20 protein-coding genes, 1 pseudogene and 1 riboswitch are annotated in these 19,728 nt (G+C 46.9%); of the genes and pseudogenes, 13 read left to right on the forward strand and 8 right to left on the reverse strand.

What is annotated here, in order from left to right:
- Positions 1 to 38: 38 nt before the first annotated feature.
- Together Q5C82_RS06545 and Q5C82_RS06550 are read right to left on the reverse strand one after the other, a co-directional pair.
- Positions 39 to 329 (reverse strand): DUF3784 domain-containing protein, encoded by a 291-nt coding sequence (locus tag Q5C82_RS06545; RefSeq protein WP_003224510.1) that lies wholly within the window; start codon positions 327 to 329, stop codon positions 39 to 41.
- A 112-nt stretch (positions 330 to 441) separates the two neighbouring features.
- A pseudogene (locus Q5C82_RS06550) lies at positions 442 to 1,339 on the reverse strand (S1 RNA-binding domain-containing protein).
- 98 nt (positions 1,340 to 1,437) lie between these two features.
- Between Q5C82_RS06550 and Q5C82_RS06555 the strand changes: the two are divergent.
- The 7 genes from Q5C82_RS06555 to Q5C82_RS06585 all read left to right on the forward strand — a co-directional run bounded on the left by Q5C82_RS06555 (position 1,438) and on the right by Q5C82_RS06585 (position 8,717).
- Positions 1,438 to 1,929, forward strand: a complete 492-nt coding sequence (locus Q5C82_RS06555; RefSeq protein ID WP_003224506.1) for a YajQ family cyclic di-GMP-binding protein — start codon at positions 1,438 to 1,440, stop codon at positions 1,927 to 1,929.
- Positions 1,930 to 2,036: 107 nt separating this feature from the next.
- Positions 2,037 to 2,154, forward strand: a riboswitch (SAM riboswitch).
- A gap of 90 nt (positions 2,155 to 2,244) precedes the next feature.
- Positions 2,245 to 4,083 (forward strand): bifunctional homocysteine S-methyltransferase/methylenetetrahydrofolate reductase, encoded by a 1,839-nt coding sequence (locus Q5C82_RS06560; RefSeq protein ID WP_003224504.1) that lies wholly within the window; start codon positions 2,245 to 2,247, stop codon positions 4,081 to 4,083.
- Positions 4,084 to 4,174: 91 nt separating this feature from the next.
- Positions 4,175 to 4,624, forward strand: coding sequence for a GNAT family N-acetyltransferase (locus Q5C82_RS06565; protein WP_003224502.1), 450 nt, complete (start codon positions 4,175 to 4,177; stop codon positions 4,622 to 4,624).
- Positions 4,625 to 4,629: 5 nt separating this feature from the next.
- Entirely contained in the window at positions 4,630 to 5,487 is an 858-nt protein-coding gene (locus Q5C82_RS06570; RefSeq protein ID WP_003224500.1) for a GNAT family N-acetyltransferase, read from the forward strand.
- A 112-nt stretch (positions 5,488 to 5,599) separates the two neighbouring features.
- A complete protein-coding gene (locus tag Q5C82_RS06575; RefSeq protein ID WP_003224498.1) occupies positions 5,600 to 6,868 on the forward strand; it encodes an MFS transporter in 1,269 nt (422 codons plus the stop codon).
- 8 nt (positions 6,869 to 6,876) lie between these two features.
- Complete coding sequence (locus Q5C82_RS06580; protein WP_003224496.1) at positions 6,877 to 7,992, forward strand: mandelate racemase/muconate lactonizing enzyme family protein; 1,116 nt, start codon at positions 6,877 to 6,879, stop codon at positions 7,990 to 7,992.
- Between the two features lie 95 nt (positions 7,993 to 8,087).
- On the forward strand, positions 8,088 to 8,717 hold the full coding sequence (locus tag Q5C82_RS06585; protein WP_003224494.1) for a YitT family protein: 630 nt from the start codon (positions 8,088 to 8,090) through the stop codon (positions 8,715 to 8,717).
- Between the two features lie 44 nt (positions 8,718 to 8,761).
- Here the strand turns inward: Q5C82_RS06585 and Q5C82_RS06590 are convergent, their stop codons facing one another.
- Together Q5C82_RS06590 and Q5C82_RS06595 are read right to left on the reverse strand one after the other, a co-directional pair.
- Entirely contained in the window at positions 8,762 to 9,520 is a 759-nt protein-coding gene (locus Q5C82_RS06590) for a phosphosulfolactate synthase (protein ID WP_003224492.1), read from the reverse strand.
- Positions 9,517 to 10,203, reverse strand: coding sequence for a 2-phosphosulfolactate phosphatase (locus Q5C82_RS06595; RefSeq protein ID WP_003224490.1), 687 nt, complete (start codon positions 10,201 to 10,203; stop codon positions 9,517 to 9,519). The genes Q5C82_RS06590 and Q5C82_RS06595 overlap by 4 nt, the downstream gene beginning before the upstream one ends.
- Before the next feature lie 189 nt (positions 10,204 to 10,392).
- Here Q5C82_RS06595 and Q5C82_RS06600 point away from each other — a divergent pair, with 189 nt between their 5' ends.
- From Q5C82_RS06600 to cysC, 3 genes are all read left to right on the forward strand, one after another.
- Positions 10,393 to 11,106, forward strand: a complete 714-nt coding sequence (locus Q5C82_RS06600) for a phosphoadenylyl-sulfate reductase (protein ID WP_003224488.1) — start codon at positions 10,393 to 10,395, stop codon at positions 11,104 to 11,106.
- 112 nt (positions 11,107 to 11,218) lie between these two features.
- Entirely contained in the window at positions 11,219 to 12,388 is a 1,170-nt protein-coding gene (sat, locus tag Q5C82_RS06605; RefSeq protein WP_003224486.1) for a sulfate adenylyltransferase, read from the forward strand.
- Entirely contained in the window at positions 12,385 to 12,984 is a 600-nt protein-coding gene (cysC, locus tag Q5C82_RS06610) for an adenylyl-sulfate kinase (protein WP_003224484.1), read from the forward strand. Before sat ends, cysC begins: the two co-directional genes overlap by 4 nt.
- A 26-nt stretch (positions 12,985 to 13,010) precedes the next feature.
- On the opposite strand, the gene Q5C82_RS06615 is transcribed toward cysC, so the two are convergent.
- Positions 13,011 to 13,817: an alpha/beta fold hydrolase gene (locus Q5C82_RS06615; protein ID WP_003224482.1), complete on the reverse strand. Its 807-nt coding sequence runs from the start codon at positions 13,815 to 13,817 to the stop codon at positions 13,011 to 13,013.
- A gap of 203 nt (positions 13,818 to 14,020) precedes the next feature.
- On the opposite strand from Q5C82_RS06615, the gene Q5C82_RS06620 reads away from it, so the two are divergent.
- The gene (locus Q5C82_RS06620) at positions 14,021 to 14,659 is read left to right on the forward strand and encodes a pentapeptide repeat-containing protein (protein ID WP_003224480.1); all 639 of its coding nucleotides are present in this window, start codon (positions 14,021 to 14,023) and stop codon (positions 14,657 to 14,659) included.
- A gap of 6 nt (positions 14,660 to 14,665) precedes the next feature.
- Here Q5C82_RS06620 and Q5C82_RS06625 read toward each other — a convergent pair whose 3' ends face one another.
- Positions 14,666 to 16,117 carry a PLP-dependent aminotransferase family protein gene (locus Q5C82_RS06625; protein ID WP_079996539.1) on the reverse strand — a complete coding sequence of 484 codons (1,452 nt, stop codon included), beginning with the start codon at positions 16,115 to 16,117 and terminating at the stop codon, positions 14,666 to 14,668.
- Between the two features lie 48 nt (positions 16,118 to 16,165).
- Between Q5C82_RS06625 and Q5C82_RS06630 the strand changes: the two genes are divergently transcribed.
- Positions 16,166 to 16,846, forward strand: a complete 681-nt coding sequence (locus Q5C82_RS06630) for a LysE/ArgO family amino acid transporter (RefSeq protein ID WP_003224475.1) — start codon at positions 16,166 to 16,168, stop codon at positions 16,844 to 16,846.
- Positions 16,847 to 16,895: 49 nt separating this feature from the next.
- Positions 16,896 to 17,405 carry a DinB family protein gene (locus tag Q5C82_RS06635; RefSeq protein WP_003224474.1) on the forward strand — a complete coding sequence of 170 codons (510 nt, stop codon included), beginning with the start codon at positions 16,896 to 16,898 and terminating at the stop codon, positions 17,403 to 17,405.
- Positions 17,406 to 17,462: 57 nt separating this feature from the next.
- Here the strand turns inward: Q5C82_RS06635 and Q5C82_RS06640 are convergent, their stop codons facing one another.
- Entirely contained in the window at positions 17,463 to 18,497 is a 1,035-nt protein-coding gene (locus tag Q5C82_RS06640; RefSeq protein ID WP_003224471.1) for a Gfo/Idh/MocA family oxidoreductase, read from the reverse strand.
- 207 nt (positions 18,498 to 18,704) lie between these two features.
- Positions 18,705 to 19,718: a transcriptional regulator DegA gene (degA, locus tag Q5C82_RS06645; protein ID WP_003224469.1), complete on the reverse strand. Its 1,014-nt coding sequence runs from the start codon at positions 19,716 to 19,718 to the stop codon at positions 18,705 to 18,707.
- Positions 19,719 to 19,728: the final 10 nt, after the last annotated feature.

Raw genomic sequence — 19,728 nt, forward strand, 5'->3', positions numbered from 1 at the left:
AACAAAAACCTCCAGATATTTGATATATGCTGGAGGTTTTATATTACTTTTTTGTTTACATAAATGATGACGCCAACTCCATATGCCAAAATCATTGGCGGAATCAGCTGATCTTGTCCTTGGAATGAAATAAAACCGTTTAAAAGAATAAATATCCCTGAATTCAGAAAAAAGTATCCCGCAATTCTAGCCAGACGGTCTTTGTCACGTATCCGAGACTCACGGAAACCAGACAATATCCATGTTTGCTTTTTTATTCCTGCCATATAAGCAATCCAAAAGAAAAGCATCGCAATCAAGACCAATAAAAAATCGATGCGAATGTCCACAAAAGCTCCCCCTGTCTTTTAACTGACAAAACAATCTGTCTCCCCTAATAATACGTAACAGAATTTTATTTGTGAAGTTCTTATATAAAAAATAGAAGACCTGTACGGCCTTCTATTTTTTCTCGTATGTCCATCCGTTCTCCTGATACACTTTTCCGTTTTTCATCAAATGGCCGAGCGCGCGTTTAAAGGCGGCTTTGCTCATGTTAAACCGTTCTCTGATATCGTCAGGCTGGCTTTTGTCGCTGTACGGCATAGCACCGTTTCTTGTTCTCATATACGTCAAAATGTACTCGGCATCTACAGACAATGCATCCTGTTTTCTCGGAAGCAGCGACATGTTCACTGAACCGTCTTCTTTTACTTGAATCACCCTTCCCGTGATTCTTGAGCCGAGTCTTGGCTCTTCTTTTCTTTCTGACGGATGGATAAAACCGCGGATCCCGTCGTCTGTGATGATGAATGAACCCGTTGCGATTAATCTGTACACCGTACCTGACAGCTCTTTATTCATCAGATCTTCTGAAGCGTCGGTAAACAGTTCGCTGATGATATCTTCCGGCGCTGGTTTCGCAAACATGCGCCCCCGGTTCGTCACTTTCAGCATACAGTATAGTTTATCCCCTTTTTGCGGCCAGACATCCTCGTATGGCGGCAAATGCTCAGTTGCAACAAGCGCGTCCTTAGATAAGCCGACATCAACGAAAACGCCCATATCTTCCACTTTATCCACCACTTCGACCCAGCCGTACTCATCAGCGCTGATGACCGGAATTTTCATCGTGGCCGCAAGTCTTTCCTGCTGGTCGACGTATATAAAGACCTCTACCTCATCCCTATCTTCGATATCCTCAGTTATTTCACTGTTATGTAAGAGAATCGTATCTTCTCCGTCGGTTAAAAAGTAACCGAAGTCAGTTTGGTGATCTATACTCAAGGTTAATTGCTGCCCTGGTCTCATGCTATCGTCCTTCCTGTTCCGCTTATTTTTCTGCGGATTCTGTTAACATTTTTTCCAATCATCTCAAATTGATTCTTTGTTCTGTTGGAAGTTTCTCTTTATTCTACTATAATCAACACATAAGTTAAATGTTATGGAGGTTTTCTTATGGCAAAAGAAAGTTCATTTGATATTGTATCCAAGGTGGAATTGCCCGAAGTGCTAAATGCGATCCAAATCGCACTGAAAGAAATCAGCACACGCTATGACTTTAAAGGAAGCAAAAGCGACATTTCTTTAGATAAAGAGGAGCTTGTCCTCGTTTCTGATGACGAATTTAAATTAAGCCAGTTGAAAGATGTGCTGGTCAGTAAATTGATTAAACGAAACGTGCCGACAAAAAACATTGATTACGGCAAGGTTGAAAGCGCGTCAGGCGGAACGGTGCGCCAGCGTGCAAAGCTTGTTCAAGGCATTGACAAGGACAACGCCAAAAAAATCAATACCATCATCAAAAATTCCGGACTGAAAGTAAAGTCTCAAGTGCAGGATGATCAAGTGCGCGTCACTGGAAAAAACAAGGATGACCTGCAGCAGATCATCACAGCAGTACGCGGCGCAGATCTGCCAATTGACGTTCAATTTATTAATTTCAGATAAATTTTCTGAATCCTATTGATTATTGTCTTTATTTTCGGTAAATTTGGAGAAAGGGAAAATGCCAGTTTTCTTTAGAGCACTTCCTGAACACAAAAATTTCATATCCGTTCTTATCAAGAGAAGCAGAGGGACTGGCCCGACGAAGCTTCAGCAACCGGTGTAATGGCAATCAGCCATGACCAAGGTGCTAAATCCAGCAAGCTCGAACAGCTTGGAAGATAAGAAGAGACAAAATCACTGACAAAGTCTTCTTCTTAAGAGGACTTTTTTTATTTCTCTTTTTTCCTTGCTGAATGTGAATAAAGGAGGCAGACAATGGGACTTTTAGAAGATTTGCAAAAACAGGTGTTAATCGGTGACGGTGCCATGGGGACGCTCCTCTACTCCTATGGCATTGACAGATGCTTTGAGGAGCTCAACATTTCAAAGCCGGAGGAAATTCAGCGCATACATAAAGCGTACGTTGAGGCTGGAGCCAACATCATTCAAACAAATACGTACGGGGCCAATTATATTAAACTATCCAGACACGGGCTTGAGGATGACATCAAAAAAATGAATCAGGAGGCGGTAAAAATCGCGCGGGCTTCAGCAGGCGATGCGTACGTGCTGGGGACAATGGGCGGCATCCGCACCTTTAATAAAAATGCGTACAGCCTTGACGAAATCAAACGCAGCTTTCGCGAACAGCTGTACCTGCTGCTGCATGAAGAGCCGGATGGGCTGCTGTTAGAAACGTATTACGATTTGGAAGAAGCCCGTGAAGTGCTGAAAATCGCGCGCAAAGAGACTAGCCTTCCGATTATGCTTAATGTCTCCATGCATGAGCAAGGTGTACTGCAGGACGGAACACCGCTTTCTGAAGCATTGCGATCGATTGCGGATCTCGGGGCTGATATCGTCGGCATTAACTGCCGGCTCGGCCCTTATCACATGATTGAAGCGCTTAGCGAAGTGCCGATTTTTGATGACGTGTTCTTATCAGTTTATCCGAACAGCAGTCTTCCCTCGCTTGAAGAAGGCCGGCTCGTCTATGAAACAGACGACACGTATTTTCAAAACAGCGCGTCAGAATTCCGCAAGCAAGGCGCACGGATTATCGGCGGCTGCTGCGGCACCACGCCGAATCACATCCGGGCGATGGCGGAAGCGGTTGGCGGGCTTGCTCCGATTACAGATAAAGAAGTCAAAACCCGGCCTAAGGAATTCATTTCTGTTCAGGATGAGCGGACAGAACCGGGCCTGAATGAGATCGCAGCGAAAAAACGCTCCATTATCGTAGAGCTGGATCCACCAAAAAAATTGAGCTTTGACAAATTTCTGTCCGCCGCTGCTGAATTAAAAGAAGCGGGAATCGACGCCCTGACCCTCGCTGACAATTCCCTGGCTACTCCGCGGATCAGCAATGTTGCCTGCGGCGCCCTTGTGAAGCAACAGCTCGATATGCGCTCCCTTGTCCATATTACGTGCCGTGACCGAAACATTATCGGCTTGCAGTCACATTTAATGGGCCTTGATACGTTAGGGCTGAATGACGTGCTGGCCATTACCGGCGATCCTTCTAAGATCGGGGATTTTCCGGGTGCGACGTCTGTGTATGATTTAACATCCTTTGATTTAATCAGGCTGATCAAACAATTCAACGAAGGACTGTCCCTGTCTGGAAAACCGCTTGGCAAGAAAACGAATTTCTCAGTCGCCGCCGCATTTAATCCTAACGTCCGCCATCTGGATAAAGCGGTAAAACGGCTGGAGAAAAAAATAGATTGCGGCGCCGATTATTTTGTTTCACAGCCTGTCTATTCCGAGCAGCAGCTTGTCGATATCCATAACGAAACAAAGCATCTGAAGACACCGGTCTATATCGGCATTATGCCGCTCACAAGCAGCCGAAATGCTGAATTCATCCACAATGAAATTCCGGGCATTAAGCTATCTGACTCTATTCGCGAAAAAATGGCTCTCGCCGGCGAGGATAAAGAGAAACAAAAAGCGGAAGGCCTTGCGATTGCACGCTCCCTGTTGGATACGGCATGCGAGCTGTTTAACGGCATCTACTTGATTACGCCTTTTCTCAGATCTGACTTAACCGCCGAGCTCACTTCGTACATTCAGCAAAAAGATGAGCAGCGCCAAAATATCTATTTGCATTAATACCTAGAAGACTGCCTGAGCCAATCGGGCGGTCTTTTTCAATGTAATTCGTGTTACGATAAAAGAAAATCAGTTTATGAGGAGGAACATCATGCTCGAAGTTAAAGCCATTTCTGCGGAAGATACTTACGACATCCGGCACCGCATCCTGCGTCCCCATCAATCCATCGAACAATGCAAATATGAACAGGATCATGCGGAAGGCGCCTTTCATCTCGGTGTGTTTTATGAAGGAACGCTGATCAGCATCGCTTCTTTTTCCCCTCAAAATCAGCCATTATTAACGGAATCCCCTGCATATCGGCTGAGAGGCATGGCGACGCTTGAAGGATATCGCGAGCAAAAAGCCGGAAGCACGCTGATCAAATATGCGGAGCAAAAACTGGCAGACAGAGGCGTACAGGCGGTCTGGTGCAATGCAAGACAACATGTCAAAGGCTACTACGCAAAGCTTGGCTGGAAAGATCTTGGCGAACCGTTTGAGATTCCCGGCATCGGCACTCATGTTGTCATGTACAAAACATTCGGAACAAGCAGGTGACCCGTATGAAGGTAATGGATGAGCTGATTGAGCTTAATGAAGAACATACCCCCGGACTATTGCGGCTTTGCAGGCAAGCCGGGTGGCCTGATTATGGCGAACAAGAGCTGGCATTGCTTGTCCAACAGGGGCGCTTTTTCGGTTATCAAAATGTCCGCGGAGACATTATTTCCTGCATCGGCTTGTTTTTGTTTGGCCGTCTTGCCTCTATCGGACTCGTCATCGTAGACAAAGAATACAAACGGCTCGGTCTCGGACGGCGGATGGTGAACGCGTGTATCAGCCAAACGGATGAAAGCACCGCTATCAGGCTTTGCGCCACAAAAGAAGGTTTGCCGCTTTATGAGAAAGCGGGTTTTCAAACAGCGGGTTCAGTCCGAAAGTACAGCTGTCACCGTTTTCAACCGATTGAAAACCAAGATCATCTTGATGCTGAACTGACGGCCTTTAGAGAACAAGACTTTCAAGAATTAGCCGCGGCCGATCTGGCTGCCTTTGGCGGAGATCGAACAAACCTTCTTCAGCAGCTTATTTCCACTTCAGAGGAATGCGTCATCGCCCGAAACAATGAGGGACATCTGATTGGCTACGGCCTATCTGTACAGACACCTGCCAATCTGAAATTCGGCCCCATCATCGCCCCATCATCAGACGTGGCTGCACAATTCATCAACAGGCTGGCCGCCGGCAAACAAGGTCCGTTGCGCATCGATATACCGGGTGAACACACATCTTTGCATGGCAGGCTGATGGAAATGGGATTTCATGCAGACGATGAGCCTCCGCTTATGCTTTACCGGAAAAAGAAGCTTCCTATCCAAAATGGACACTTATATGCGTTGATTTCACAGGCTCTCGGTTAATCCTCTTTTTTCCCGAACAGGTATTTTCTGTTCGGTTTTTTTACTGTCTAAACGTTGAATAAACGAAGCTATCAGGGACATTCTAAGCAGAAGAAAAGGAGTGTGCTCTGAGATGGAATCATCAAAACAAAATAACGGAATGACGATTGTCGCAATCGGTTCAATCCCTTTAATATTAACACTTGGAAACTCGATGCTTATTCCGATTTTGCCAAAAATGAAATCTGAACTTCATTTATCACAATTTCAAGTCAGTCTCGTGATCACAGTATTTTCCTTGATTGCGGCGTTTGCGATTCCGATTGTCGGTTATCTCGCTGACCGATTCTCAAGGAAAGTCATCATTATCCCTTGCTTATTTTTGTATGGTGCCGGCGGCTTATTAGCCGGGTTTGCGGCAGGTTTTTTTGACAATGCGTACCCTTGGATCATGGCAGGACGGGCGCTTCAGGGAATCGGGGCAGCCGGGACCGGCCCGATCGCCATGGCACTGTCAGGGGATCTGTTTAAAGGCGCCCAGGAAAGCAAGGTGCTCGGCCTCGTTGAAGCTTCAAACGGCATGGGGAAAGTGCTTTCGCCGATCATCGGCTCGCTTATCGCCCTGCTTGTCTGGTATGGCGCATTTTTTGCCTTCCCAGTATTTTGTATCATTTCAATTGTGCTGACTTGGATTTTTATTAAAGAAAAGAAAAAGGAAAAAGAACCGCCCCCGATCGGAAAATATGCGAAAGGGCTCTTAAGTGTTTTTAAACATGAAGGCAGATGGCTGTTTACCGCTTATTTAGCCGGGGCGACCTGCCTGTTTACTTTATTCGGCATCCTGTTTTATCTATCAGATGTCTTAGAAAAAACATACGATACCGACGGCGTCAAAAAAGGCTTGATTTTGGCGATCCCGCTTTTGGTCATGTGTGTAACGTCTTATACAACCGGTAGCAAAATTGGCCAAAAGCAATCGTTAATGAAAAAGCTGATCGTACTCGGATTGGCATTCATGACCGTGTCTTACGCGGCACTGTCATTCATTGAGAACCTTGTCCTATTTATCAGTGTTCTCGTGTTGAGCAGTATCGGTTCAGGACTTGTTCTTCCTTGTGTGAACAGCTTTATTACCGGAGCTGTCGGGAAAGAAAGACGGGGATTTGTGACTTCGCTCTACGGATCGGTTCGTTTCTTAGGGGTTGCCATCGGGCCTCCGATTTTCGGCCGCCTGATGCAATGGTCCAGACCCGGCATGTTTTTGAGCATAGCGGGATTGACGCTTGTTGTCGGCATTCTCGTGATTTTGCTGATCCATGTGAATCAAAACAAAGAAGAAACAAAAGAAAAAGAAGATCCTAAAATGGCAGGCAATCGGCTTCAGCCGGCTGAGGAAAGGTAGCATCCAATTTGAAAATCGAACGGGTTGATACTTTTCCGCTTTTGCATCGATTAGAAGAGCCGTACGGTGACGCAAACGGGTTTAAACAATATCGAACTTGCTATCTCATCAGAATTGTCACAGAAAGCGGAATTGACGGCTGGGGAGAATGCGTTGATTGGCTCCCGGCTCTCCATATCGGTTTTACCAAACGGATCATTCCCTTTCTTTTAGGAAAACAGGCCGGCAGCCGCCTGCCATTAGTGCGCACGATTCAAAAATGGCATCAGCGCGCGGCCTCCGCTGTAAGCATGGCGCTGACAGAAATTGCGGCTAAAGCTGCGGATTGTTCTATTTGCGAACTATGGGGCGGGCAGTACAGAGAAGAGATCCCTGTATACGCCTCCTTCCAATCGTATTCAGACCTGCCGCAATGGATCAGCCGTTCGGTTTCCAACGTTGAAGCCCAGTTAAAAAAGGGCTTTAAGCAAATCAAAGTCAAAATCGGCGGGACTTCTTTCGAGGAAGATGTCCGGCACATCAGTGCGCTGCAGCATACGGTCGGCAGCTCCATTGCGTTGATTCTGGACGCAAACCAAAGCTACGATGCAGCAACAGCTATGAAATGGGAACGCTATTTCTCAACATGGACGAATATCGGCTGGTTCGAGGAGCCTTTGCCCTTTGATCAGCCGCAGGATTACGCTTTGCTGCGCAGCCGTTTATCTGTTCCTGTTGCCGGTGGAGAAAATATGAAAAGCGCGGCGAAATTTGCCTCCCTCCTTTCACAGCGCTGCTTGGATATCATTCAGCCCGATGTTATGCATGTCAACGGGATCGATGAGTTTCGGGACTGCCTCCAACTCGCGCGTAATTTCGGCGTCCGAGCGTCCGCCCATGCATATGACGGATCGCTTTCACGGCTATATGCTTTATTTTCGCAAGCCTGTCTGCCTCCATGGTCTAAAATGGAGAAAGATCAAATTGAACCGATTGAGTGGGACGTCATGAAGAATCCTTTTACAGATCTCGTCAGCCTTCAGCCTTCAAAAGGAATGGTCCACATCCCGAAAGGAAAAGGCATTGGAACAGAGATCAATATGGAGATCATTCATCGCTACAAGTGGGATGGTTCAGCATATTAAGCTGAGCCATTTCTTTATTTGCAGACATAAATGATGGACAGCCTCATAAAATGGAAACAGCGGACAAGTCTTTTCATAAAGGAGCAAATGACTTAATGGCTGAACTGCTGATGAAAGCAAAACTCACTTTTATGATTGTCGTAGGCGGCGTATTACAGGGACTCGGCATGTCCTTGTTTTTATTTCCACATGATATTCCGACAGGCGGGGCAGCAGGTATTGCGGTGCTGCTGCATTATCTGTTTCAAATTCCACATGGCTTTTCAGTGTGGGCAGTGAATGTTTCGATGCTTTTTACTGCTTTAAAATGGCTGGAGATGAGAACATTCACCGGCACCCTTGCTTCGATCACCGTCACCTCTGTCTCGGTATTAATATTTGATGTCGTTTTTCCGGATATCACATCAAACCTGTGGCTTGATTTGGCAAGCGGCGCTGTTTTATTGGGACTCGGCATCGGACTTTTATACAAATACAAAATTTCGAACGGAGGATTCGGGGCTCTTGCTCTGATGATTTCCATCTACCGCGGCGGGAATCCTGGAACGATCCTGCTCATCATGAATTGCATCATTTTTATGGTTACTGCGTCTATTATTGCCTGGGGCATCGTCATTCAAGCCCTGATATGCCAAGTCATATCGACAAGAGTCATCGACTTCATCTATAACATCCGTCTGACTTCACTTCCCTATCTCACGCCTATGTACCGCCATAAAAAATAATAGGCAGAGGCTCTCTTCATGGCGAGAGCCCCGCAGCCGCTGTTTTACAAATAAAAGGTATCGGATCTTAGCCCTAAGCGCAGTGTCTCTAACGCGATGGCATCATGAAAGGGGATATTGGCCAGATTCACATTCGGCCCAATCCTTTGAATAAACCCTTGCTGGAGCGTTTTGTTCGGCGCTTCAAAAATCAGCCTGGTGATATCAATATTTGAGGAAATGATGTCATCAACAATTTGAAACCGGACATCGCCGCTGCTGGAACAGATCCCTCCTGTCCCGCTTTCCCTTGCCTCTGTAATCACTTTTTCCGCGCCCGCTTCCATATCCTCAACGATATACTCAAGCCATTCCTCAGAGCTTTGCCGGCTTGATAATTCCGCATCCTTGCTGCCCACCTCACTGAGCACAAGAAATTCATCAGAAAAATCGGCAATGTAAGCCGCTTTCTCTTTATTCGTCATCGGGAGCGTACCGTTTGAAATCTCAATATATTCACAGCCGAAATAGGTACAGTATCGATGAAATTCATTCACTTTTTTCTGGCTTACATATTTCTCAAACAATGTGCCGCCAAAGAAAAATTTAATGTCATGCTCTTTGAGCGAGCTGATTTTTTCTTCAAGATCTTTCGTAAGTAATGATGTGCCCCAGCCGAATTTCACAAAATCAATATAGTCGGACGCCCCGGCTATTACATCTTTAAAAAATTGCAAGGGGTAGCCGTTATCAATTAAAATGGTCTGCCCGGTTTCTCTCGGCTTGCTTGTTCTCACTGGCAATTCTAGTGAAAAATCATTCATATTATGACCCTCTCTATCGTTGGAACTTCTCTTTCTTGTTTCACTTTCATCACGAAATCGCCTGTCAGTTCTTTTGTACAGTATGATATGTCTTCCGGATCAAACAATGGCTGGCTGCGGTCAAAAAATTTCTCTGCAACAGAAGAGCGTTTTATTCTTTCAATTACCCCCGCAGCCGTTACAGCATTTGTCCCTTCAATGATGCCTTTGATATACTCCGCACACGCCATGTCGTCATCACCTGACGGGTGGGAAGCAACAATGTTCATGACACAATCCTTTACGGCGAGTGTTTTCACATGCTCTGCCGTTGTTTTGGCGTTGGAGAATCCAGTTACGAACAGATGCTTGGCGTTCAGCGCCCCTAACGCCGCTGTGACGCCGTTTGTTGTTTTCTGGATCAAACGCTTATCCGCCATATCCTGCATCGCCATGCGTTTTGGAGAATTATCTAAATCAAATCCGCTGATACCGACCCCCTTTTCCTCTCCCGTCAATACGTAATCCGGATAACTGTCTTTCAGCGCAAAGGCTTCCTCTGCTGTTCCGACCAATAAAATCTCTTTCGCTCCGCCGATAAACGCATAATGGGCGACCGTAAAGGCTCTGATGACATCAATGACGATGTTAATATCCGCCGGGGCAAGCGAATGATGATGCCCCTGATAAATGGTAATCGGCATAATACCTCTCCTTGGGCATAAAAACCATTTTGCTTAAAGCATATTCAGCCGGTCTCTTAATGGTTCCGCCCCCTCATTTTAGGCGCCGCCGCACCTAAAAACCCTGAACGTTTATGCGAAAAATGAATAGTCTGCCTATAACTCGATCAATAGATAAGAAAACAGACAGATACAAACGGGGGGAAAATCTTGAACGAACAAATCATCACATATCACACATGGAACGACACGCTGTCCAAACAGATAACGGATCAATTGATCGATGAGCTTGATGTGTTGAAATGGGCTTACCGAATATACGGGGAAAAGATTGTGTACGCGTGCAGCTTTGGCGCAGAAGGGATGGTGCTTCTTGACCTCATATCAAAAATCAACAAAAACGCGCACATCATCTTTTTGGATACAGGGCTGCATTTTCAGGAAACATATGAGCTGATCGAGACCGTCAAAGAGCGATATCCGAGCTTGAACATTCAGCTGCTCGAACCCGACCTGAGCTTAAAAGAACAGGAGACGCAATACAGAGGAGAGCTGTGGAAGCATAACCCGAATCTATGCTGCCAATTGCGGAAAATCGAGCCGCTAAAAAAACACCTGTCCGGCATGTCAGCTTGGATTTCAGGACTGCGCCGGGAGCAGTCGCCTACGAGAAAGCATATTCAATACGTGAATCTGGATCAGAAGTTTAAGCTCATCAAAATTTGCCCGCTCATCCACTGGACATGGGATGACGTTTGGACATACATCCGCCTGCACAATTTGCCTTATAACAAACTGCACGATCAACATTACCCGAGCATAGGCTGTGAAATGTGTACATTGCCTTCCTCGGACCCGAACGATGAGAGGGCTGGCAGATGGGCCGGACGGGAGAAAACAGAATGCGGCCTGCATCAAGAATAATGTCCGGCATGCTCATGCTATGGGAATAAAATGATGTTGAGGCGCTACTTTGAAGTTTTCAACAAGCGCAGAAAAGAAAACAAAGGAAACGTAAAAATGGAGGTTGAACACGTTGAATGGAAGCGAGCCCCATGGAGGGGTGTTAATCAACCGCTGCGATCCCGCATGCCATTTTGAAGGGTGCACGTGCGAAGCGGAGCTGGATCAGCTTGCACTAAGCGACCTGGAGCTTATCGCGATCGGCGGCTACAGCCCGTTAACTGGTTTTTTGGGAGAAAAAGATTATCATACTGTTGTGAAAGAGATGAGGCTGGCAAACGGCTTGCCGTGGAGCCTGCCGATTACGCTGCCTGTCGGAGAAGAAACGGCTAACAAACTGTCTGCCGGAGATCGCGTCAAGCTTGTGAAGAACGGTGTCATCTATGGCATGATCACAGTTACTGATATATACCAGCCTGATAAAACACAAGAAGCACTGTCTGTTTTTAAAACAAACGACCCTTCCCACCCAGGCGTGAAAAAAATGCTGGCGCGGCCGGATTACTACATCGGAGGGCCAATCGTTGTCAGCCGCCTTCCCGACAAATCCTTCGAACAGTTTTACGCAGCACCCGCAGAAACAAGAGCAGCCTTTAAAAAGCTCGGCTGGAAAACGATTGTCGGTTTTCAAACCAGGAACCCTGTTCACAGAGCGCATGAATACATTCAAAAAACAGCGTTGGAAACGGTCGACGGTCTGCTGCTTCACCCGCTTGTCGGAGAAACGAAGTCAGACGATATCCCGAGCGATATCAGAATGGAGAGCTACCAGGTTTTGCTTGATCACTATTATCCAAAGGATCGTGTCATGTTGTCGGTCTTCCCTGCCGCCATGCGGTATGCAGGTCCGCGGGAAGCGATTTTCCACGCGCTCGTCCGCAAAAATTACGGCTGCACCCATTTTATTGTAGGCCGTGATCACGCGGGTGTCGGCAGCTATTACGGAACGTACGACGCGCAAAATATTTTCCAATCATTCACTGAGGAGGAACTGGGCATCAAGCCGCTGTTTTTCGAGCACAGCTTTTACTGCCGGAAATGCGGAAACATGGGCACCTCGAAAACATGTCCGCACAGCCAAAGAGAGCACATCCACTTATCCGGCACAAAAGTGAGAGAGCTTCTCCGCCAAGGCAAAAAGCCGCCTAAAGAATTCAGCCGGCCTGAGGTCGCAAACGTGCTGATCAAGGGCCTTCAGCAACAGCCCGTTGCCATTCAGCAAAACAGCGGGGGATTGGAATGACACACAATCCAAACATCATTTGGCACCCCGCTGCAATCACAAAGTCTGACAGACAGTCCTTAAACGGACACAAAAGCTGCGCCCTCTGGTTTACCGGGCTGTCCGGCTCGGGAAAATCGGTGCTGGCCAATGCGGTTGATGAAAAGCTTTACCGCATGGGAATTCAGAGCTATGTGCTCGACGGCGATAATATCCGCCACGGTTTAAACAAAGATCTTGGTTTTCGGACTGAGGACAGGATAGAAAACATCCGCCGAATCGGAGAAGTGGCGAAGCTGTTTGTCGACAGCGGGCAAATGATTTTAACGGCCTTTATTTCTCCATTCAGAGAGGACCGGGATATGGTCAGAGCGCTCTTTCCCGAAGGGGAATTTTTCGAAATTTATGTGAAGTGCCCGCTGCATGTCTGTGAACAGCGCGATCCGAAGGGCCTTTATAAAAAAGCGCGAAACGGAGAAATCAAACACTTCACCGGGATCGATTCTCCGTATGAAGCGCCGCTTTCACCTGATTTCATCATTGAATCAGACCAGATATCTATTTCCGACGGAGCTGATTTGATCATTACTGAACTGCAAAGCAAAGGAATCATATAAAAACCCGATTAATATCGGGTTTTTTCTTATAGTTTGGCAAACTGCGCAATTAAACTGTTGATCTTCTCTTTTTCTTCATAGAAAGCTCCGTGCCCGCTATTTACAAGCGGAACCAATTCCGACTGTTTGATGCCGCGCTTCAATTCTTTCGCAAAATCAAACGGCGCAATTTTGTCCTTTTTCCCGTGCAGGATCAGCGCCGGCACCTTGATTAAGGCAAGATCCTTTCTGAGATCCTCGTCTCTTAATGCAAACCCTGAGTGGATTGTCCCGTAGGAGGAAGCCTCCAGCATCAGATTGAGAAACCACTGCCTGAACTCTGGAGACACTTTTTTCTCAAAAAACTGTTTCCCTAAATCAGCCAGTGTTTTTGGCCGATCCGTTTTGAATTGCTCAATCATATCGTCAATATCCTGCTTCCTCATGCCGTACGGATAACCCGGGCGTTTTGTGAATGCGGGTGCTGCTGCAGACAATAAAATCAGCTTATCAATATCGGCTCCGTCATGCCTTGCCAAATAACGGATTGCAATTGCGCCGCCCATCGAAAAACCGGCAAGAACCGCGTTCTCAAGCTGCAGCGTATAAATGACTGCCTTCACATCATCGGCCATTGTGTCATAATCGTAGCCTTCCCACGGGCGGTCAGATTGCCCATATCCCCGTAAATCAATGCCGATAAAACGAAATCCTCTTTTCGGAAACTCATTCATTTGATATTCAAACATCTTATGATTCAACGGCCACCCGTGCAAAAAGATGATCGGCCTTCCATGCCCGATATCCTCTACAAACAGTGTCACATGTTCCTCGGTTTTGACGTAATGCCCCATTCCGCATTCCTCCTGTTCCCTTTTCTTTCCCCGCCTGTAAACGCCTTGACGCACAGGAAGCTTTCCATTTATGCTACAAAACAAGCGGGCTGCTGTACCAAGAAAAGGCTCTTCACGATTTACTATATGTATCAACTTCCATAACGATCTATTAAATTGATCCCGGAGGCCTCTGGTTTTCGGGCAGTAAAGGATGTCATCTCATGAATAAAATAGTCATTCAAAAACCGCACATACCGGAAAACCTGCAAACAGCAGATTTTCATGAAACCGTGACGCAGAATGATGTGGTCAGCATGCATTTGTTTGCAGATTGTACAATCTGTGGCGAAGATATAGAAAGACTTTGTGTGGAAAAAACGATATTCAGAAATGTCGTGTTTATCGATGTGTCTTTCCGGCATATTGAACTGACCGATGTGATCTTTGAAAAATGTGATTTGTCAAACGCTGATTTCAGCGGGGCTGTCATTCACAGAACTTCTGTTAAGCAATCAAAAATGGTTGGAATGAATGTGGCAGAATCAACGCTGCGGAATGTCTCATTCGAGGAGTGCCACGGACATTTCAGTTCATTTTCGTACTCAAATATGAAACAAGTTCGTTTTGATCACTGCGCCCTTATGCAAAGTGAGTGCAGCAATATGGCGCTTCAGCAGACACACTTTAACGGGTGCGAACTGGAAGGCGCCAGTTTTTTTGGCACATCCCTTCAAAACATGGATCTCAGCACATGCCAGTTTGAACAGCTTCATGTCTCCCTCGACAAATTGAAAGGCTGCAAAATCGCGCCTGAGCATGCGATTGCTTTTGCCAGAGCGCTCGGAGCTGTCATTGTATAATAAACGTTAGGACATCAGGCGGCGGGCTGTATCGGCCGCCGCTTTAATGCCTGTTTCCAAGTCCGCAAGAGATGCAAAGGAATATGACAGCCTGATGCTGTTTCGGTCTTCGCCGTCGTAAATGGAACCGGGATTTACCAGCACCTGCTGTTTCAGCAATTCATGAAAGAAACGGCTGATAGGCAAAGTTTTGTGAAATGTCACCCAAATATAAAAGCCGCCGGCGGGAATCCGCCACGTCGCGATGTCTCCGGCATACCGATTGAGAAAATGAACTGCCGCGTCTCTTCTTTGTTTTAGTGCCCTTCGTATCCATGTCAGATGCTCTTCATAATACCCCTGTGACAGCCATTCGGCAGCCGCCCACTGGGACAGGCCGCTCGATCCGTAGTCTGTCTGCATTTTAATGTCCGCCAGCCTTTCAATGACCGGCTCTGGTCCGGCAAGCCAGCCGATTCGAAGGCCGGGGCTAACCGTTTTTGAAAAAGTGCCCAGATACAGAATATTGCCCTCATGATCCATTGCTTTTAACGGCTGCGGCGGTTTTTCTTCAAACCATAAATCATCGTACGCATCATCCTCAATGATCGGCAGCTGCTCTATTTTTGACAGGCCGATGATCTCTTTCCTTCGCTGCTCTGTCATAACAGTGCCTGTCGGATTATGAAACGACGGAATGGTGTAAAGCAGCTGTCCTCCGTATTGTTTTCGATAAGAAGAAACAAGCCCCGCCTTGATTCCTTCTTCATCCATCGGCAAGCCGCGAAGCCGCATCCCCGCTGATTGAAACACATGCAAAGATTGAAGGTAGGAGGGCTTTTCCGTCAAAATAACAGAACCTCGTTTTAAAAGCCCGATCGAGATGAGCTGAAGTGCCTGAAGTGCGCCAGACACAATTAAAATGGATGACGGTGATACATGGATCTGCTTGCCTTTTAAATGGTCCGCCACCGCCTCCCGCAGCTTAGGATTTCCTTTCGGCTGCTCGTATCCTAAAGACAGGGCGTGCGGATTGATCTGCTGAAACATCCGGCGCATTGTGTCAACTGGAAGCAGATCCGGTGAAAGCTCTCCTGTGCCTAATCTAATGATATCCGCTCTTGGTTCGTTTTGATTAATATCCTGAATGATAGAAGAATTAGGGTGATGAATGCCTGAACGGACGTAATCACTCCAATCGAGCGGAGGCTCAGCCGCCAGCACGCTCCAAGTACTGTTTACAACCTTCGTGCCGCCTCCTCTTCTCCCCTCTAATAGGCCTTGAGACGTGAGTTCATCAATGGCAGCTGTCACTGTGCTGCGGTTGACTTGAAACATGTCGGCCAGTGTTCTCTGTGAAGGGATTTTTGTCCCCACCACCCACTCTCCGTGAACAATTTTGTCTTTCATGTATTGTTCAATCTGCCGATGCAACGGAATATTCGAATCTCTGCTTGGCTGCCATTGCGACATAGTTATGCCCCCTTTTTTCACATTATACATTTGGCTGGTTCTAAACCCAACCAAATGGCCGGAGACACGGGGGAAAATCTCTCTTATGATGAAAAAAACAGATGTGAAGGGAGTTTTTTCAGCATGAATGCAATCATTCACGGAGTTGTGCTTGCTTTTGGCTTAATTTTGCCGCTGGGAGCGCAGAATGTGTTTATTTTTCAGCAAGGAGCGTGGCAAAGGCATATTTGGCGGGCACTTCCTGCCATCATCAGCGCTTCTGTCTGCGATACTCTGTTAATTGTTTTAGCTGTTGCAGGCGTATCTGTCATCGTCCAGCAGCTGCCTGTGTTTGAGACAGTCATGATGGCCGGCGGATTTTTGTTTCTCCTCTATATGGGCTGGGTAACTTGGACCAGCCATCCGAAAACAAATCAAAATGAGAAAAATACGTTTACAGCTAAAAAGCAGGCTGCGTTTGCGGCCGCCGTTTCTCTTTTAAACCCACACGCTATTCTGGACACGATCGGCGTCATCGGCACGAGCTCGCTCCAATATTCGGGTTTTGAGAAATGGCTCTTTATGGGTGCCTGCATTGCTGTCTCTTGGTTTTGGTTTATCAGTCTTGCGATAGCGGGCCGGCTGTTTCAGACAATAGATACGAGCGGCAGGCTTATGCTGATCATAAACAAATGCTCTGCAGTGGTAATGTGGGCAGCAGCAGGATATTTCGGGGCATCGCTCTTCAGCAATTGAAGGAATAACAATTGAAACAGCGAATTTATTAGAAAAGGAGGCAATGCTGATGACTGATGCAAAACAGCTTTATGACTACCATTGCTGGGCGAACAAGCGAATATTGAACCATATCGAAAACCTGCCGGAGGAAACGGCTTATCAAGAAGTAAAGAGCGTATTCCCTTCTATCAGCGGCGTGCTGCTTCATATGTGCAGGGCTGACTACATTTGGCTGAACGTTCTTTCGGGAGTGGCCTACCAAGAGATTATAGACGGCGCAGGCAAATTCGAGTCCGCGCATGTCAAGATGACAGCGATTAAACAGCACACTTCCGAGTTGGAATTACAGTATCATGATTTCTTCAGCCGCCAGACGGACTTAGAACAGACCCTCTCAATGCAGCATCCGAAACTCGGGACACTGGAATCAACCTATGCAGATATCATCCTGCATGTCGTCAATCACGGCACTTATCACAGAGGGAACGTGACCGCAATGCTGAGACAGCTGGGCCATCCAGGCGTACCTACTGATTATGTGTACTATTTATATGAAAAGAGAGAAAGCAAGGGCTGAACTGTCCTTGCTTTTTTGACCAAAAATAAGTGCGTGAAAAGCGCAGGCGTCTCATGATCATGTTTCCAAATTAGTGTGAGCGCCCTTCACATCCAGCTGTACGGGCCTGCCGCTTCGGTACGAATTAGTCGCAGCGATGCCGACTTTAAAATTGATCGTTGCATCGACATCCGTCACAATCGGCGTTGTTCCATTCCGGACACACTCGGCAAAATGCTGCAGTTCTAAGCAGTAGGCTTCATGAAAACGAGTTTGAAAGTCTGGAATAATATCATAGCTGCTCCCTTTCGCCGACAGGATGGTCACATGTTGATTTCTCAATGTCCCTATGAAAATACTGCCCTCTGTCCCGATAACTTCCGCTCGGATGTCATGTCCGTATGGAGAGGTTCTGCTTGCCTCGACATCCCCCGCAGCACCGGAGTCAAATTCTAAATACGTCAGCGCCTGATCCACATCGCCATACTGCTCCATAAACGGGTTCTTCAGGATCCTGCCGTGTCCCGAAACAGAAGTAATCTCCGCTCCTAGCAAATAACGGGCCATATCATAGTCATGGATAGAGCAGTCAATAAAGATCCCGCCACTGTGTTTGATAAACTCTGCGGGAGGCGCTCCCTGGTCACGCGTAAAGCCTTTATAATAGATGGGTTTGCCGATTTCCCCAGCGTCGATCCGCCGTTTGGCATCTGCGTATGCGGGATCGAATCGTCTCATAAAGCCGACTTGGCAAATGACTCCCGTCTCTTTCACTTTTTCAGAAACTGCCTTTGATTCCTCAAGGCTTAATGTCAGCGGTTTTTCAACGAATATCTGCTTCCCGTTCTCGGCTGCTTTGATGATCATATCACCATGTGTGCTTGTCGGCGTTACGATAATGACTGCGTCAATGCCGGGATCTTCTAACATCTCATACGGGTCCTCTGACCATTTTTCGATACCGAATTCTCTGGCAACCTGCTCCGCTCTCCCTTTCAACGGATCACCTACACTGACCAGCTTTGCCCCCGGCACACTGGAGACGAGATTTTTCGCATGATCATAACCGAGCCTTCCTAATCCTAATACTGCGCACCTTACTTGATGTTTCACGTCCCATCCTCTCCCTTATGTCAATTTAGGATCGCTTTAAGAAAACGCTTTCTCTTGACAGCTAAAAAAAAGTGGTTCAATTCGCTTTCACATATTGCGCAAGCGCTTTCTCAAAAGATGGTTTCATTTTACACTGCCTGTTGTTTACACGCAATATGTTTTTTGGCTTCAATTGTCAAGATGAAAAGAACCCGCTTATTAGCGGGCTCATGTTTTGAGCGGTGATGTAGAGTGTCTAATCACGAGCTCAGGAGGCAGCACGATTTTTTGTTTCGTCTTTCGTTTTCCTTCGATTGCTTCTGCCAGCAGTTCGATGACACTCCGCCCCATATCTTTAATTGGCTGGGCCACGGTGGTCAGGGGCGGGGCAGCCATTTCTGCAAGTATCGTGTTATCAAAACCGATGATGGAAAGGTCATCCGGCACTTTTATGCCTCTTATTCTCGCTGCTTGTATGGCGGCGCAGGCCAATACGTCGTTGAAAGCAAAAATAGCCGTTGGGGCGTGCCTGTCCAGCAATTTCCCCGCTTCTTCCTTGCCGCTTTCCAAAGAAAATCGCGTCGGAACGATAAGCGATTCATCGACAGGCACACCTGCTTCCTCCATCGCCTGACGGAAACCCTTGATTCTGTTTTTTTCACCCGTTGTTGACCCGTCTCCAACAATGCAAGCGATGTTTGTATGGCCGAGCGACAGAAGATGCTTGGCAGCCTCGTACCCGCCACGAACGTCATCCACCACGATAATATCCATCGGAAGCAGCGGCTTATCCTGAGAAATCATGGCGAGCGGAATTTGTTCACTGGCGATTTCCTCCAAAGCAGACATGCTGTCATGATTCTCAATCCCTGTCGCAAAAATAATCCCGTCCACTTTTTTCTGCTTCAGCACCGAAAAATATTTTGTTTCTTTTTTCGGATTGTAATCAGTACTGCAAATCATCATTTGAAAACCGAGCTCATCCGCCCTTTCCTCAATACTTTTGGCAAGTTCGCCGTAAAACGGATTTGAAATATCAGGCGCCACAAGTGCAATCATATTCGTTCGTTTTCCTGTTAAAGCTGCGGCGTGAACATTGGGCGTGTACGCCATTTCCTTCATGACATTCATCACCTTCTGCCGCGTTTTGTCGCTGATTCTGCCCGTCTTGTTAATCACACGCGACACAGTTGTGATCGAGACTCCCGCCGCCCTTGCCACATCGTAAATTGTTGTTTTCATGTTCATCCCT

This window comes from uncultured Bacillus sp., assembly GCF_958411575.1.
GTDB classification, from domain to species: domain Bacteria; phylum Bacillota; class Bacilli; order Bacillales; family Bacillaceae; genus Bacillus; species Bacillus spizizenii.